This window comes from Gordonia sihwensis (genome assembly GCF_029632925.1).
Classification (GTDB): domain Bacteria; phylum Actinomycetota; class Actinomycetes; order Mycobacteriales; family Mycobacteriaceae; genus Gordonia; species Gordonia sihwensis.
In genome coordinates, this window is the sequence record NZ_CP121248.1 from 240,151 (window position 1) to 255,235 (window position 15,085).

Sequence of the window (15,085 nt, forward strand, 5' to 3'; positions counted from 1 at the left end):
CCGACACTCGAGAGAGTGCCGGGGCCGATTCGTTGTCTGCGGAGCGTGGGAGACGCTCAGCGGGGAAGCGCGGCCAGGCGCGCGTGCGCTTGCGTCATGATCGAGGTGATCAGTTCCGCGCAGGACGGCAGATCGTCGATCATGCCGACCACCTGGCCGGACGCGAGCACGCCGGCGTCGGTGTTGCCGTCGACCAATCCGGCCTTGAGCAGCATCGGGGTGTTGCCTGCCATGATGATCTGCTGCCAGGTCCGCTCGCCCGACTTCTTCATCGACGCACCGTCGCGCAGCATGGTGGTCCACTTCATACCGGTGAGCTGCTTGAACTCGTTGGCGTTGCGCGCCGCGGCCAGCAGCGCCTTCGCGCGGGAACCGCTTTCGAGGGCGTTGACGAGCTCGGTCCGCAGCACACGGTGCGGCATGCCGTCCACCTTGAGCGACACCACCGTGTCGTTCAGTCCTCGTTTGAGGTATTCGCGCTTGACGCTGTCCGGGACGGCGGAGTCACTGGTCAGGAGGAACCGGGTGCCCATCGCTATGCCTTCGGCGCCGTAGGCGAGTGCGGCCACCAGACCGCGACCGTCGAAGAAGCCGCCGGCGGCGATCACCGGGATCGACGTCGTCCCGTCGCCGCCGCCGAGGGCGTCGATCACCGACGGAAGCAGCAGCGTGGTCGCCACGCCGCCGGTGTGGCCGCCGCCCTCGCCGCCCTGCACGATGACGGCGTCGGCGCCCCATGACGCGACCTTCACCGCGTGCTTGGCGGCGCCGATCGACGGCACCACCACCAGGCCGTTGTCTTTCAGCTTCGCGATCAGCTCCTTCTTCGGAGCCAGCGCGAACGAGGCGACCTTCACGCCTTCGCGGATCATCAGATCCACGCGCTCGGCCGCATCGGTCGCGTCCGCGCGCAGGTTGACCCCGAAGGGCTTGTCGGTCAGCGACTTGGTCTTCCTGATCGCGAACTCGAGTTCGTCGTAGGTCATCGTCGCCGATGCGAGGATGCCCAGTCCGCCGGCTTCGGCGGTGGCGGCCGTCAGTGACGGTCCGGAGACCCAGCCCATGCCGGTCTGCACGATCGGATAGTCGATGCCGACCAGTTCGGTGAAGCGAGTCGGCAGCGGAGCCGCGGGCGCCGGTCCGTTGTGAGGCGCGGTCACGACCGGACCTCGCGGTCGCGGAGATTCCTGGGGTCGAGGACCTCGCGGATGATCCGCAACTGTTCGTCGGTCGGGTCCGCGGTGGCCGGGGCCGATTCGAGGTCGGCCACCGGGAAGCCGGTGGCGTCGGCGACCGCCTCCGGCGTCACGCCCGGATGCAGCGACAGGGCCCGCATGGTGTGGCCGGGTCCGCGGAAGTCGAAAACGCCGAGGTTGGTGACCACTCGGTGGATGTTCAGATCGTCGAAGGCGGGATTGCGCTCGTCCACCTTGTCGAAGCCGACGCCGGAGACGATGTCGACCCGCTCCGGGAACACCCGAGCCGTATGGTTCCCGACCCAGTAGCTGGTCGGGTGGTTGATGGTGTTGCCGGGAGCGCCGCGCACGCCGAACATCTGGCGAGTCGGCTGCTGCAGCGGACCGAACGCCGAGAGATTCTGGTTTCCGTAGCGGTCGATCTGGTTGGCGCCCATCACCACGTGCCGCCGGCCGGAGGCGACCACGTCGAACACCTTGCGGAAGGGCATCCACCCTTCCACCGGACCCGACTGGCCCACCGCGGGTGTGTCGGCCAGGATGAGCGCTTCGCCGTCGGTGATGAGCAGATCGGGTTCGGTGGTCAGTCGCGCCAGCCGGGCGCCGATCAGCGGAGTGGTGGCCATCGGCGACGCCATGATCTCGCCCGCGCCGGTGAAGATGTCGGCACACGCCGCGACGCAGTACTCGGCGCGGGTGATGACAGCGGTGGTCTCGGGACTGCTCACTTGGCTTCCTCCTGCTCGGCCTGCCACTTGGCGACCTCGGTCTGGTATCCGGCCTCGTCGACGTCGAGGAAGCGGGTCTTGAACGCCGACCAGCTCTCGTCGTCTGCCGCAGAGGTCGCGTAGTGCTTCAGGAACGCGTTGTCGCGGCCGTATCCGCCCGCGAAGGTGAAGTGTGCGCCGTTCGGGGTGTGGACCACGCGGTCGACGTTCATCCGGTTGATCAGAAGACGTTCGCGGGCGACGGAGTCCACCAGTTCCTCGGTGGGGACCACCTGGTCGGCTTCCAGATAGCGGCGCCGCGCCGCGGCCAGGTACAGATCGTCGAAGTACGGATCGACTCCGGTGTAGGCGGCGTTCCCGTGAGGATCGGCGATGTCGAGGTGGACGAATGCCGCGTCGAGCTCGAGCGCGGGCATCGCGATGAGAGTCTGGGTGCGTCCGTCGGCATCCGGATACGGGGATTCGACGGTTTTGAGCTCGCCTTCCCAGAAATCGGGGACGGCGGAGCCGAGTCCGGCGCGGATGGGCAGGAAGGGCAGGCGTGCGGCGGCGGCCTCCAGGCCGCACTTGACCATGCCCTCGTCCATCTCGCGGGCCTCGATGGCGCCGGACAGACGCGCCTTGGCGAACCAGGGATCGTAGAACGGTGCGGCGTCGAGGGAGACGAAGCCGTAGTACGCGCGTTTCACCTTGCCCGCCGCGCACAGCAGCCCGAGGTCGGCGCCGCCGTAGGTCACAACGGTCAGATCCTTCACATCCGAGCGGGCGATGGCGCGGACCAGCGCCATCGGCTTGCGCCGGGAGCCCCAGCCGCCGATGCCGATCGTCATGCCGTCGCGCAGTTCGGCGACCACGTCGTCGAGGCTCGACGTCTTGTCAGTCTTGGTGGCCATTCGGTGTCAGTTCCCCTTCAGTGTCTTACCGGTCTCGACGAACGCGTCGCGGTGCTCGTCGGCCACTCCGGCCAGATTCAGTTCGTACGTGTAGCGCTGCTCGAGCAGATAGCTGGTCTTGACGTCCACCGGATCGATACCGTTGATCGCAGCCTTGGCCGCCCGGATGACACGCGTGTCCTTGGCGTCGATCAGACGGGCGACCTCGAGCGCGGTCTCCAGCAGTTCCTCTCGTGGGACGGCCTTGTAGCAGGAGCCGAACTGCACCAGCTGCTGCGCGGTCACGTTCTGCGCGGTGTAGTACAGCGTCCGCATGAGGTGCTGCGGCACCAGGCGTGCCAGATGCGTGGCCGCGCCGAGCGCACCGCGATCGACCTCCGGCAGGCCGAAGACGGCGTCGTCGGAGGCGACGATCACGTCGGCGTTGCCGACCAGGCCGATGCCGCCGCCCACGCAGAAGCCGTTGACCGCGACGATCACCGGGACCTCGCAGTCGTACACGGCGGAGAAGGCTGCAGCGCACCCGCGGTTGGCGTCGATCAGGGCACCGAAACCGGTGGTCTGCTGCATCTCTTTGATGTCGACGCCCGCATTGAAGCCGCGTCCCTCTGCTCGCAGGATGACCACGGAGGTCTCCGGATCGGCGCCTGCGGCACTGATCGCGTCGGCGAGTTCGAACCATGCGGCGCTGGGCAGCGCGTTGACCGGCGGAAAGTCGACCGTCACGGTGACGATGCCGGATTCGGCGCGGGCGGTGGTGATCGGCACACCGACTCCTTTGTCTGGGCTGGGTGGGGCTCTGACGAGCCACCCAAGCAAATGCTTGGTTGTTTGTTACAGTAGCACCATGACCGAAGCAGTGCACGGCCCGGTGAATCTGGGGCTGGCAGGGAGAATCGTCCTGATCACCGGCGGTGTCCGCGGGGTGGGCGCGGGAATCGCGCAAGTGCTCGACGACCTCGGCGCCACGCCCGTCGTCTGCGCTCGACGCCCGGGCGACGACGACCGCGAGTTCTATCCCTGCGACGTCCGCGACGGTGATGCGGTGGCCTCGATGATCGAGCAGATCGTCGCCGCGCACGGCAGGCTCGACGGCGTGGTGAACAACGCGGGCGGCTCGCCGTTCGCGCCGGCCGCGGATGCCTCCGACAACTTCTCCCGGAAGATCGTCGAACTCAATCTCGTCGCGCCGCTGATCGTCGCGCGCGCCGCGCACCGAGTGATGTCGACCCAGGACGGCGGCGGCGCCATCGTCAACGTGTCGAGCGTCAGCGGGCACCGGCCGTCCCCGGGTACCGCCGCCTACGGTGCGGCGAAGGCCGGTCTGGACAATCTCACCGAGACGCTCGCCGTCGAATGGGCGCCGTCGGTGCGGGTCAACTCGGTGGTCTGCGGCCCGGTGCAGACCGAGCTGGCGCATCTGCACTTCGGCGACGAGGCGGGGGTGGCCGCCGTCGGCGCCACCATCCCGATGGGCCGCATGGCCCGGCCCGCCGACATCGGCAATGCGGTGGCTTTTCTGCTGTCGCCGCTGTCGCAGTACATCACCGGTTCCACCGTCACCGTCCACGGCGGCGGCGAGAAGCCGGCCTTCCTGTCCGCCGCGAACGCCGGCAACGACGCCTGAGAACCGCGACGGTCGGGTACCGCCGCAGACTTCCGAGAGAGAGTGAAGAGCATTGAGCAACAAGACCAATGAGGGCCGCGTCGTCATCGTCACCGGTGCCGGCCAAGGGATCGGGCGCGCGCACGCGCACGCTTTCGCCGCCGACGGCGCCAAGGTGGTGGTCAACGACTACGCGGCGGAATCGGCCGCGGCCGTCGTCGACGAGATCAGGGCGGCCGGCGGCGAGGCCGTCGCGGCGGTGGGCGACGTCGCCGACTGGGACACCGGCGCCGCGATCGTCGCGACTGCGATCGATGCCTTCGGCCGTCTCGACGCGCTGGTCAACAACGCGGGATTCCTGCGGGACCGGATGCTGCTCTCGCTGAGTGAGGACGAGTGGGATTCGGTGGTCCGCGTGCACCTCAAGGGGCACTTCGTGATGCTGCGTCATGCCGGAGCGCACTGGCGCGCCCAGGCCAAAGCCGGTGAACGCGTGCAGGCCCGGATCATCAACACCAGCTCGGGAGCCGGCATCTTCGGCTCGGTGGGGCAGGGCAACTACGCCGCCGCCAAGGCCGCCATCGCCGAACTGACGATTCAAGCGGCCGCCGAACTCGGCGGATACGGGGTCACCGTCAACGGCATCGCCCCGGCCGCACGCACTCAGATGACGATGGGTGCGGGCGAGGCGATGGCCGCGCAGATGGCGGCGCCGGAGGACGGCTCCTTCGACGCGATGGATCCCGCGAACATCTCGCCGCTGGTGGTGTGGCTGGGCTCGCCGGCGTCGGCCTCCGTCACCGGGCGGCTCTTCGAGGTCGAGGGCGGCCGCGTCACGGTGCTCGACGGCTGGCAGCGTGCGGCCTCGCGCGACAAGGGCGCGCGCTGGGAGGTCGCGGAGCTGACTCCGGTGGTCGCCGAGCTGATCGACGCTTCACCGGTCCAGGTCAAGGCATACGGCGCCCGCTGAGAGGGCTCGCAGATGTCTGAGACCGCGGAGGGATCGGTCCGCTACGAAGCGTGCGACGGCGTCGCCGTGGTGACGCTGAACCGGCCCGAGGCGCTGAACGCGATCGACGGGGCCGTCGCGACCGGGCTGGGGGAGGCGCTGGAGAGAGCCTCCGCCGATCGCGCGGTGCGGGCGGTGGTGCTCACCGGAGCGGGCCGAGCCTTCTGCGCGGGGGCCGACCTCAAGGCCGTCGCACGCGGTGAGCCGATCATCGACGACACCCATCCGGAGTGGGGGCTGGCGGGGCTGGTGCGGCACTGGACCGACAAGCCGCTCATCGCGGCGGTCAACGGAACGGCGCTCGGCGGCGGGACCGAACTCGCTCTCGCCTGCGATCTCGTGGTCGCCGCCGACTCCGCGGTCTTCGGACTGCCCGAGGTGAAACGCGGACTGATCGCCGGTGGCGGCGGTGTGATCCGGCTGGCGCGGCAGCTTCCGCTCAAGCGGGCCCTGGAGATGATCCTCACCGGCGACGGGGTCGACGCCGCGACCGCCTGCGAGTGGGGACTGGTCAACCGCGTCGTCCCGGCCGCCGAGGTCCTGGACACCGCGCTCGCATTGGCGCACCGGATAGCGGCCAACGCACCGCTGGCGGTACAGCTCAGCAAACGCGCCGTCTACCCGGACACATCAGGGCCGGTCGGAGTGGGACCCCGAATGGGGCGCCGAAGAGCCCTGGGCCGTCAATCAGGAGGCCGGGCTCACGGTCCTCGCCTCCGCTGACGCGAGGGAGGGACCGCGCGCGTTCGCCGAGAAGCGCGAACCGGTCTGGCGCGGAGAGTAGGTCTCGGGTATCGGCGGTCCGATCAGTGCCTGACCGGGCATCCGGGCGGTGCGAAGGTGCCCATCCGCTCGATGTCGAAGCCGTTCGGATAGCTCTTGATCCGGGGCAGATCGTGAACATGTCGCGGCCGCCGACGCCGGGGCAGCAGTGAGACCAGCCGGCCCCGGATTCGGAGGCCTGCCCTCGACGCGAACCGCAGCGCGGCGGGCGGACGCCGGTAGCCGAAGGCGTCGAGCAGTGCGTCGTCCATCACCGACAGACTGAAGGCGCCGATCAACGGTCGCAGCGGCGCCGGGTAGAAGGTCTTGAACAGGTCGATCGTCGCGTCGCCGGTGCGGCGGACGCCCGCGGTGCCGCCGGACCGGTAGTGGGCGGCTTCGTACGAGTCCATCAGAGCTGCGAACTCCTCGTAGGTCTCCGGTACGTCCTTGATCGCCATGTGTCTGCCGAGTTGCCGGTAGTACAGCACGGTCGCGCGGATCTCGTCGTCGGTGAGCGGGCGTCTGCCGTAATCGGCGATCCAGCGGACCGGCACGACGACGAAGGTGGCCAGTACGTACCGCATGTCGTCGTTGCTGATCTCGAACATCTTGTGCATCTGGTTGATCCGGCGAATCGCGGCCCTGCCGTCGGTGCTGTCGAAGCCTTTCAGGAGCGGCACCTCGAGCAGGACGGCGGTGTCGTCGTACCGCTTCTGCGGTCGGTCGCGGAACTCGCCGGTCCGGTCGAGGAGGTCGCCGATGCTCGGGACCGCGTACGTCCGGAACAGGGCGAAGCTCAGCGCTTGATTGATGTCCCAGGGGAACTCGTACGTGGCCAGGGCACGGTAGATCTCGTGGAACTCGGTCTCCGGATCCATGCCCGCGGTCCGGGACGGTGTCTGGACCAGCGTCTTGAGTGTCATCGGTCGGCTCCTGCCTGTCGGTGAGCTCACTGTAAGTTGAGTTATAGTTTTGTGCAAGGGGTCACGTCGCAGGTGTGGGAGGCGGGTTCGCATGGTGAAGAAGCAATCGGTGCCGTCCGAGCATGCGCGCAGGCGGTTTCTGGACGCGGGCCTGGAGGTGCTGGGGGAACACGGGCACGCGGGTCTCAAACTGGCGCAGGTCTGCCGGGTCGCCGGCACGACGACGGGCAGCTTCTATCACGCCTTCGCGGACTGGGCCGAGTACAAGTCGGCGCTGATCGACTACTGGCGAGAGGAACACAGCCGCAGACCGATCGGAGACGCGATCGCCGTCGACGACCCCAGGGAGCGGATCGACTTCCTGATCGGCGTCGGCCTCGGGCTCGACCGTGCCTCCGAAGCGGCGATCCGGGTCTGGTCGACCCACGATTCCGGGGTGCGGGCGCACTTGGTGGAGGTCGACCGGGAGCGCGCGGAGGTGATTCGCGAGACGTCGGCCGAGGTCATCGGTGACGCCGACAGGGCGGAGAAGTTCGCGCAGGTGGCCATGTACCTGCTCATCGGCTACCAGATGGGGACGGTCGATTCGCTGGACGCGCTGCGGTTCGGTTTCGAGTCCATGCTGGCCGGCGCAATGGGCGACGGGCCCGGTCCGTCGTGGACCGGGCCCGCCTGAGGGTCTGCAGGGTGCCGCGTCAGGCGCTGGGGGCCCGCACCACCATCGGGACGCCGGGGAACAGCGCTGCCATCTCCGAGCGCGACTTGCGCAGCGCCGCAGTGCCGTAACCGCGCTTGCGTGATTCCGGGCGAATCCAGATGCGGACGTCGACCTCTCCGTCGTTCAGCTCGCCGAAGACGATGCCCACCTTCTGGTCGCCTTCCACGGCCACCAGCCAGACGGCGTCTTCGGCGTCGACGCGGTCGACGCCCTTGGTGATCTCGTCTGCGACGTCCCCGGCCGGCGCGCCCGACCCGTCGCCTGCGACACCCTGTTCGGCGGTGCGTTCGGCGAACAGATCGGCGTCGTCGTCGGCGGAGAAGGGACGGAGGTCGAGGCTGTCGCCCGAACTCGCCGGCCGCTCGGCGAGCGTGAAGGTGATCTCCTCGTTGAGATTGTCGAGTTCGGCCTGGTTGTGGCGCCGCTCGGTCTTGGTGAGCTGGTAGAAGGACATGTTCAGGACCGCTTCCGCGCCCAGTTTCGACTTGCCGAGAAGGTCGGCGATCGCAGTCGCCGCGGCATCGCGATCCTCTGCGTCGACGATCGCGTCGAGTACCTCGTGCCGCCGCTCCATCGCGGTCAACAGCGCGTCGGTGATGTCTCGTCGGGTTGCTGCCTGGTCCAGATCCGTCATATCTCGATACTAGGTCCGATCCCGGCCGAACGGTTGGACTTCTTTTCGCCGGTCGCGATCTCGGCGCTCTTTTCGTGACGGGATCCCGAATCGGAGACGTCTCGAGAGAGTCTGTGCGGCAACAGTTTTCGATCGAGCGCTTCCAGTCAGCTAGAACACGTTCTAGTATTTGCGCACATGGGATCCGAAATGACTGCGGCCGACGCGCTGCGCAACCCCGTCCACCTCGGCGACCTGATGGTCGCGGCCCTGCGCCGTCACCGGGACAAGCCGGTTCTGAAGCTCGGCGACGCCGAACTCACCGGCGGTGAGATGGCCGACCAGATCAGTCGCTACATCCAGGCCTTCGAGGCGGCCGGTGCAGGCACGGGAACAGCCGTCGGGCTGCTCGCACTGAACCGCCCCGAGGTGCTGTTCGTGATCGGAGCGGGCCAGACGCAGGGCTGGCGCCGAACGGCGCTGCACCCGCTCGGGTCGCTCGACGATCACGCCTACGTCCTCGCGGACGCGGGCGTGTCGACGCTGGTCATCGATCCGAATCCGATGTTCGTCGAGCGAGCGGTGGAACTGGTGAAGCGGGTCGACGGGCTCACCCGGGTCCTCACCCTCGGCCCGGTGCCCGCTGAGCTCACCGACATCGGCGTGGACATCGTCGCCGCCGCTCAGGAGTACCCCGTCCGAGAGTTGACCGCCGCGGTGCTCGACCCCGACCACGTCGTCTCGATCACCTACACCGGCGGCACCACCGGAAAGCCCAAGGGCGTCATCGGGACCGCCCGCGCGATGTCGACGATGACGCAGATCCAGCTGGCCGAGTGGGAATGGCCCGAGCGGCCGAAGTTCCTGATGTGCACTCCGCTCTCGCATGCGGGCGCGGCCTTCTTCGTGCCCACCCTCATCAAGGGCGGCACGATGCTGGTCCTGAGCAAGTTCGATCCGGCGCTGGTCCTCGAGACCATCGAGCGGGAGCGGATCACCGCCACCATGCTCGTGCCGTCGATGCTGTACGCCCTGATGGACCACCCGGACTCCCGCACCCGCGATCTCTCGTCCCTTGAAACCGTCTATTACGGCGCGTCGCCGATGAATCCGGTCCGGCTGGCGGAGGCGATCGAGCGGTTCGGGCCGATCTTCGCGCAGTACTACGGCCAGTCCGAGGCGCCGATGGTCATCAGCTACCTGCGCAAAGACGAACACGACAAGGCCCGCCTAGGCAGTTGCGGACGCCCGTCGGCGTTCCTGCGCACCGCCCTGCTCGATTCGGAGGGCAACCGCGTGGCGCGGGGTGAGCCGGGTGAGATCTGCGTGTCCGGTCCGCTGCTGGCCGGCGGTTATCTCGGGCTGCCCGAGCAGACCGCCGAGACCTTCGTCGACGGCTGGCTGCACACCGGCGACGTCGCCCGCGAGGACGAGGACGGCTTCTGGTTCATCGTCGACCGCACCAAGGACATGATCGTCTCCGGCGGATTCAACGTGTTCCCCCGCGAGGTGGAGGACGTGGTCGCCGAGCATCCCGCGGTCGCACAGGTCGGGGTGATCGGCGTGCCGGATGAGAAATGGGGAGAGGCGGTGACCGCGGTGGTGGTCCTGCGCCCCGACGCCGATGCCGGGGACGCGGCGCAGACGCAGATCGCCGCGGACATCCAGGCCGCGGTCAAGGAACGCAAGGGTGCGGTGCAGGCGCCCAAACAGGTCGTGTTCGCCGAATCGCTGCCGTTGACGGCGCTCGGCAAGCCGGACAAGAAGGCCCTGCGCGCGCAGTTCTGGGAGGGTGCCGGCCGCGCCGTCGGATAGTTCGGCGGGAGAGGAGCCGGACGAGTGTGCAGGAATCGTGACAGTTCCGGCGTCGCAGGCCGGGAGACGATGAGCCCGAACCGGCCTCGCCTCTCGGGGCCACCGACAGCGAAAGTCCTGACATGGCTATTCTCCCGAACGGTGTCCGCGTCCGGCTGACGGCTCTTCTCACCGGCCTCGTCCTGCTGACCGCCGGGGTGCCGGGCACGGCACACGCCGGCACCCCGCATCCGCGCTTCCTGCTGACCGCGGGTACCGCGTCCCAGGGGATCAGCGTCCTGCGCGTCCACGACGACGGTGCGCTCACCCCGGTCCCGGGCAGTCCCTTCGCCACCGGTCTCGGGGTGCTGTCGCTCGTGGTGAGTCCGGATGGAGAGAAGGTCTACGTTCCGCACGCACTCGACGGCGGAGTCAGCGGTTACCGGATCTCCGCCAGCGGCCGGCTCACTCCGATCCCGGGTGCCGATGTGAAGGTGGGCGGCGCGCCGACGGCCGCCCGGCTCACGCCCGACGGCAAGTATCTGTACGTGGTTCTCGGCGGCGTCCCCGGCCGGGTGACGTCGTATCGCGTCACCGGCAGCGGCGCGCTGATCGCGACGGGGAAGCCGACCGCGCCGGTCGACGGGTTCAGCATGGTCGGTATGGGCGGCATCGACCCGAGCGGCACCCGGATGCGCGTGGTCAGCTACATCGGCAACACGATGACGAATTACGCCCTCGGCCCGGGCGGCGGCATCCGCCGTCTCGGTGTGACGCGGGTGGGTCTCGGGCCGGTGGCGCCCGGTTACTCGCCCGACGGGCGGTTCCTGTACGTCAGCGACGAGTTCTCCATGGGACTGTCGGGATTCCGCATCGGCGACGACGGCTCCGTGACACCGACCCCGGGGTCTCCGTACCCCACCGGAGGCGTCCCGCACGGCATCGTCATGACGCCGGACGGCAAGCGCCTGTACGTTCCGAACGCAGTCGGCACATCGATCGCCGCGTACAACGCCCACGCCGACGGGCGGCTGACGCCGATCGCGGGCTCGCCCTACCCGGGGCCGGCCGGAACCCTCCCCGGGCAGGTGCTCCTGCACCCGAACGGGCGCTACCTGTACGACATCGACGTGCTGACCGCACGGCTGACCTCGAGGGTGACCACCTATCGGATCGGGGCCGACGGGTCGCTCTCCCGGACGTCCCGACCGGAGGTGGACACCGGCGTGATCATGTCCGACGGCCCGATCGCCGCGATGACGCCGTGAGCGATCACACCGGTTCGCAGATCACGACCGGGATCTCGCGGTCGGTCCACGCGGCGTACGTGTCGAAGTCCGCGTACATCTCGACCAGCCGCGGCCAGAGTTCGGCGCGTTCGGCGTGGCCCGCGATTCGCGCCAGATAGTTGCGCTCTTCCCGGCCGATCTGGATCCGGACGTTCGGCTCATCGCGCACGTTGTAGTACCAGGCCGGATTGTTCGGCAGTCCGCCCTGCGAGGCGACGAGCACGATCGACTCGCCGTCGCGCAGGAACAGGAGCGGAACGGTGCGCTCCTGTCCCGACTTGCGCCCCGTCGTGGTGAGCAGGCAGACGGGTGTGGGGCGGCGCAGCGCGGCACCGACTCGCCAGGTCCCGCCCAGCCGTCCGCGCGTGAGCCGGTACAGCCGGGTGTTGAGCCGTGAACCGATCCTGATGATCCGCGCGACCACCGGCGAATCGAGTTGGGCCGGTCGGGAGCTCGCCTCCAAATCAGATCCGTTCGATGATGGTCGCGGTCGCCAGCGCGCCGCCGGCGCACATCGTGACGAGCGCGGTCTGCTGGTCGCTGCGCTCGAGTTCGTGCAACGCGGTGGTGAGCAGCCGGGAGCCGGTGCTGCCCACGGGGTGCCCGAGGGCGATGGCGCCGCCGTTGACGTTCACCTTGTCCATGTCGGCACCGTGCACCTGGGCCCAGCTGAGGACGACGGAGGCGAAAGCCTCGTTGATCTCGACCAGATCGATGTCGTTGAGATTCATCCCCGAGCGGGAGAGGACTCGTTCGGTGGCCTGAACGGGTCCGTCGAGGTGGTAGTACGGTTCGGCTCCGACGAGCGCCTGGCTCACCAGCCGGGCCCGCGGACGCAGGCCGAGGGCCTTGGCCTTGTCCTCGTCCATCAGCAGCACGGCCGCCGCGCCGTCGGAGATCTGCGACGAGTTGCCGGCGGTGTGGATGCCGCCCTCGATCACCGCCTTGAGTCCGTTCAGCGACTCGGCCGTGGTGTCGCGCAGACCCTGATCGCGGTTCACCTCGAGGATCTGACCGGTCAGCTCGCCCTCCTTGGTGCGCTCGGGCGCCTTGACCGTGAGGACCTCGCGGTCGAAGCGGCCCTCGTCCCACGCACGCTTGGCCTTGGTCTGCGAGGCGAGCCCGAGTGCGTCGACGTCGGCGCGGGTGATGCCCCGGCGCTTGGCGATCCGCTCGGCGGCGTCGAACTGGTTGGGCATGTCGATGTCCCACGAATCGGGGCGGCGGGGGCCCGCATCCGTGCCGACGTTGGCGCCGAGCGGCACATGTGACATGCATTCGACGCCGCAAGCGATGCCGATGTCGATGGTGCCGGTCGCGATCAGGCCGGCGACCATGTGATTGGCCTGTTGTGCGGATCCGCACTGGCAGTCGATGGTGGTGGCGCCGGTCTGCCACGGTAGGCCCGAGTGCAGCCATGCGGTGCGTGTGACATTGTTGCCCTGCTCGCCGACCTGCATGACGCAGCCGCCGACCACTTGCTCCACCAGGCCCGGATCGATTCCCGCGCGTTCGACGACGCCGCGCTGTGCCGCACCGAGGATCTCCGCCGCATGCAGGCCCGACAGCCAGCCGTTGCGCTTGCCGATCGGAGTACGGACCGCTTCGACGATCACCGGTACACCCATGCCAACTCCTTGTTCGAGAAACGTTTCTCCGTCAAAACTAGAACAAGTTCTTGTTCGCGTCTATCCAGTGTGGCAGAGTGTGAGTTACGCAAATTGTAACGGGTTCTCGTTCCGATCGAGACCGGAGAACATGGCCAGAGAATTGAGGTGATGACGTGACTCAGGCGCAGAGCGTTGAAGCGTCCGGCACGTGTCCGTTCATGCATCAGGAGGGGTGGGATTTCACGAACCCGGACCTCCTGGTCGAGGGTATTCCCGTCAAGGAGTTCGCCGAGCTCCGCAAGACCGCGCCGGTGTGGTGGAACGCTCAGCTGCCCGGCAAGGGCGGCGGCTTCCATGACGGCGGCTACTGGGCCGTCACCAAGCACGAGCACATCCGTGAGATCTCGAAGAACGCCGACGACTGGTCGGCGAACGAGAACGGCGTGATCATCCGCTTCGAGGACGACATGGACCCGGAGCAGCTCGAGGTCACGAAGACCCTGCTGATCAACCACGATCCGCCCGAGCACACGCGCCTGCGCAAGGTGGTCTCCCGTGCGTTCACGCCGAAGGCGGTCCACGCGCTGGAGGAGAAGCTCGACGCCGCCGCGCGAGAGATCGTTCAGAAGGCCGCGGACGAGGGCAAGGGCGACTTCGTCCACCAGGTCGCCGTCGACCTGCCGCTGCTGGCGATCGCCGATCTGCTCGGCGTGCCCGAAGTGGACCGGATGAAGCTCTTCGACTGGTCGAACTCGATGATGAACGCCGATGACCCGGAGTTCACCACGGACCCGCTCACCGCGAACATGGAGATCCTCGGCTACGGCTACAACATGGCCGAGGAGCGCAAGAAGTGCCCGGCCGACGACATCGTCACGCAGCTGATCGAGGCCGACATCGACGGTCACGGTCTCACCGAGGCGGAGTTCGGCTTCTTCTTCATCCTGCTGACGGTCGCGGGCAACGAGACCACCCGCAACGCCATCACGCACGGTATGAACGCCTTCCTGGACAACCCGGATCAGTGGGAGCTGTTCAAGAAGGAGCGTCCGGCCACGGCGGTGGACGAGATCGTCCGGTGGGCGACTCCGGTCAACGTCTTCCAGCGCACGGCCAAGCACGACACCCAGGTCGGCGGCGTCGACATCAAGGCCGGTCAGCGCGTGGGCATGTTCTACGGTTCGGCGAACTACGACGAGGACGTCTTCGAGGATCCGTTCACGTTCAACATCCTGCGCGATCCGAACCCGCACGTCGGCTTCGGCGGCAACGGCACGCACTTCTGCATCGGCGCCAACCTGGCTCGCATGGAGATCAACCTGATGTTCAACGCGCTCGCCGACCTGGTGCCCGACATCACCAAGCTCGAGCAGCCGCGCCGGCTGCGTCACGGCTGGATCAACGGCATCAAGGAACTGCAGGTCGATTACGGGACGAAGTCTTGACCGACACCCAGAACTCTCCCGCGTATCTGAACATCGACCGCGCGAACCATCCGGCGGTACTCGCCGGGCGGCGCTCGCGGGAGGCCGTCGAAGCTCGTGACAAGGCGGCATGGCTGGCGAACTTCGCCGCGAACGGATCCGTCGAGGATCCGGTCGGCCCGTCGATGTTCGACGAGGAAGGGCGGGGTCATCGTGGCGCCGACGGGCTGTCGGCGTTCTGGGACAAGGCGATCGCACCGACCGAGAGCATCGACTTCCAGTTCGAGAAGGAGATCATCTGTGGTCGCGAGGTGGCCTACATCGGCACCATCGTCACCCGGATCGGCGGCCACATCTCCGAGGCCGAAGGCGTGTTCACTTACAAGGCGGACGAGAACGGAGACCTGGAGGCGCTCCGCGCGTTCTGGGAGGTCGAAGCGACGATGAAGTCGTTCCGGCCCCAGTAGGTCTGCGGATGCAGTAACGGGCGAAGAAGTCCCGGCGACCGAGATGGTCG

At 68.1% G+C, this 15,085-nt stretch carries 15 protein-coding genes and 1 pseudogene; 8 read left to right on the forward strand and 8 right to left on the reverse strand.

Annotated elements, in window-relative coordinates; all coding sequences use genetic code 11:
• Window positions 1–56: 56 nt before the first annotated feature.
• From P5P27_RS01125 to echA20, 4 genes are read right to left on the reverse strand one after another with little or no spacing between them, the layout of a single operon-like run.
• Complete coding sequence (locus tag P5P27_RS01125; protein WP_278126004.1) at window positions 57–1,160, reverse strand: NAD(P)H-dependent flavin oxidoreductase; 1,104 nt, start codon at window positions 1,158–1,160, stop codon at window positions 57–59.
• Window positions 1,157–1,924 (reverse strand): CoA-transferase subunit beta, encoded by a 768-nt coding sequence (locus P5P27_RS01130; RefSeq protein ID WP_006894197.1) that lies wholly within the window; start codon window positions 1,922–1,924, stop codon window positions 1,157–1,159. Before P5P27_RS01130 ends, P5P27_RS01125 begins: the two co-directional genes overlap by 4 nt.
• The gene (locus tag P5P27_RS01135; RefSeq protein WP_006894198.1) at window positions 1,921–2,817 is read right to left on the reverse strand and encodes a CoA transferase subunit A; all 897 of its coding nucleotides are present in this window, start codon (window positions 2,815–2,817) and stop codon (window positions 1,921–1,923) included. Before P5P27_RS01135 ends, P5P27_RS01130 begins: the two co-directional genes overlap by 4 nt.
• A gap of 6 nt (window positions 2,818–2,823) precedes the next feature.
• Window positions 2,824–3,585: a (7aS)-7a-methyl-1,5-dioxo-2,3,5,6,7,7a-hexahydro-1H-indene-carboxyl-CoA hydrolase gene (echA20, locus tag P5P27_RS01140; protein WP_006894199.1), complete on the reverse strand. Its 762-nt coding sequence runs from the start codon at window positions 3,583–3,585 to the stop codon at window positions 2,824–2,826.
• A gap of 79 nt (window positions 3,586–3,664) precedes the next feature.
• On the opposite strand from echA20, the gene P5P27_RS01145 reads away from it, so the two are divergent.
• From P5P27_RS01145 to P5P27_RS01155, 3 genes and pseudogenes are all read left to right on the forward strand, one after another.
• Window positions 3,665–4,444 (forward strand): SDR family oxidoreductase, encoded by a 780-nt coding sequence (locus P5P27_RS01145; protein WP_006894200.1) that lies wholly within the window; start codon window positions 3,665–3,667, stop codon window positions 4,442–4,444.
• A gap of 52 nt (window positions 4,445–4,496) precedes the next feature.
• Complete coding sequence (locus tag P5P27_RS01150; protein ID WP_006894201.1) at window positions 4,497–5,393, forward strand: SDR family oxidoreductase; 897 nt, start codon at window positions 4,497–4,499, stop codon at window positions 5,391–5,393.
• Between the two features lie 12 nt (window positions 5,394–5,405).
• Window positions 5,406–6,216 (forward strand): annotated as a pseudogene (locus P5P27_RS01155) (crotonase/enoyl-CoA hydratase family protein).
• Window positions 6,217–6,238: 22 nt separating this feature from the next.
• Here P5P27_RS01155 and P5P27_RS01160 read toward each other — a convergent pair.
• Window positions 6,239–7,120 carry an oxygenase MpaB family protein gene (locus P5P27_RS01160; RefSeq protein WP_045537550.1) on the reverse strand — a complete coding sequence of 294 codons (882 nt, stop codon included), beginning with the start codon at window positions 7,118–7,120 and terminating at the stop codon, window positions 6,239–6,241.
• A gap of 91 nt (window positions 7,121–7,211) precedes the next feature.
• Between P5P27_RS01160 and P5P27_RS01165 the strand changes: the two genes are divergently transcribed.
• Window positions 7,212–7,796: a TetR/AcrR family transcriptional regulator gene (locus P5P27_RS01165; protein ID WP_006894204.1), complete on the forward strand. Its 585-nt coding sequence runs from the start codon at window positions 7,212–7,214 to the stop codon at window positions 7,794–7,796.
• Between the two features lie 19 nt (window positions 7,797–7,815).
• On the opposite strand, the gene P5P27_RS01170 is transcribed toward P5P27_RS01165, so the two are convergent.
• Window positions 7,816–8,472 carry a GNAT family N-acetyltransferase gene (locus tag P5P27_RS01170; protein WP_006894206.1) on the reverse strand — a complete coding sequence of 219 codons (657 nt, stop codon included), beginning with the start codon at window positions 8,470–8,472 and terminating at the stop codon, window positions 7,816–7,818.
• A gap of 189 nt (window positions 8,473–8,661) precedes the next feature.
• On the opposite strand from P5P27_RS01170, the gene fadD8 reads away from it, so the two are divergent.
• Entirely contained in the window at window positions 8,662–10,266 is a 1,605-nt protein-coding gene (fadD8, locus tag P5P27_RS01175; RefSeq protein ID WP_006894207.1) for a fatty-acid--CoA ligase FadD8, read from the forward strand.
• A gap of 122 nt (window positions 10,267–10,388) precedes the next feature.
• Window positions 10,389–11,513, forward strand: coding sequence for a lactonase family protein (locus tag P5P27_RS01180; protein ID WP_278126011.1), 1,125 nt, complete (start codon window positions 10,389–10,391; stop codon window positions 11,511–11,513).
• Window positions 11,514–11,517: 4 nt separating this feature from the next.
• On the opposite strand, the gene P5P27_RS01185 is transcribed toward P5P27_RS01180, so the two are convergent.
• Both P5P27_RS01185 and P5P27_RS01190 read right to left on the reverse strand, forming a co-directional pair.
• Complete coding sequence (locus tag P5P27_RS01185) at window positions 11,518–11,997, reverse strand: nitroreductase family deazaflavin-dependent oxidoreductase (RefSeq protein WP_006894209.1); 480 nt, start codon at window positions 11,995–11,997, stop codon at window positions 11,518–11,520.
• Window position 11,998: 1 nt separating this feature from the next.
• A complete protein-coding gene (locus P5P27_RS01190) occupies window positions 11,999–13,162 on the reverse strand; it encodes a steroid 3-ketoacyl-CoA thiolase (RefSeq protein ID WP_006894210.1) in 1,164 nt (387 codons plus the stop codon).
• 200 nt (window positions 13,163–13,362) lie between these two features.
• Between P5P27_RS01190 and P5P27_RS01195 the strand changes: the two genes are divergently transcribed.
• Window positions 13,363–14,589, forward strand: a complete 1,227-nt coding sequence (locus tag P5P27_RS01195; RefSeq protein WP_081598037.1) for a cytochrome P450 — start codon at window positions 13,363–13,365, stop codon at window positions 14,587–14,589.
• Entirely contained in the window at window positions 14,586–15,035 is a 450-nt protein-coding gene (locus P5P27_RS01200; protein ID WP_006894212.1) for a nuclear transport factor 2 family protein, read from the forward strand. The genes P5P27_RS01195 and P5P27_RS01200 overlap by 4 nt, the downstream gene beginning before the upstream one ends.
• The last annotated feature ends 50 nt before the right edge of the window (window positions 15,036–15,085 follow it).

What these genes read in the sequence shown, in the direction of transcription:
- P5P27_RS01135 (WP_006894198.1), bottom strand. Translation starts at nt 2,817, where the DNA reads ATGGCCACCAAGACTGACAAGACGTCGAGCCTCGACGACGTGGTCGCC.
- P5P27_RS01145 (WP_006894200.1), top strand. Translation starts at nt 3,665, where the DNA reads ATGACCGAAGCAGTGCACGGCCCGGTGAATCTGGGGCTGGCAGGGAGA.
- P5P27_RS01160 (WP_045537550.1), bottom strand. Translation starts at nt 7,120, where the DNA reads ATGACACTCAAGACGCTGGTCCAGACACCGTCCCGGACCGCGGGCATG.
- P5P27_RS01165 (WP_006894204.1), top strand. Translation starts at nt 7,212, where the DNA reads ATGGTGAAGAAGCAATCGGTGCCGTCCGAGCATGCGCGCAGGCGGTTT.
- P5P27_RS01170 (WP_006894206.1), bottom strand. Translation starts at nt 8,472, where the DNA reads ATGACGGATCTGGACCAGGCAGCAACCCGACGAGACATCACCGACGCG.
- fadD8 (WP_006894207.1), top strand. Translation starts at nt 8,662, where the DNA reads ATGACTGCGGCCGACGCGCTGCGCAACCCCGTCCACCTCGGCGACCTG.
- P5P27_RS01180 (WP_278126011.1), top strand. Translation starts at nt 10,389, where the DNA reads ATGGCTATTCTCCCGAACGGTGTCCGCGTCCGGCTGACGGCTCTTCTC.
- P5P27_RS01190 (WP_006894210.1), bottom strand. Translation starts at nt 13,162, where the DNA reads ATGGGTGTACCGGTGATCGTCGAAGCGGTCCGTACTCCGATCGGCAAG.
- P5P27_RS01195 (WP_081598037.1), top strand. Translation starts at nt 13,363, where the DNA reads ATGCATCAGGAGGGGTGGGATTTCACGAACCCGGACCTCCTGGTCGAG.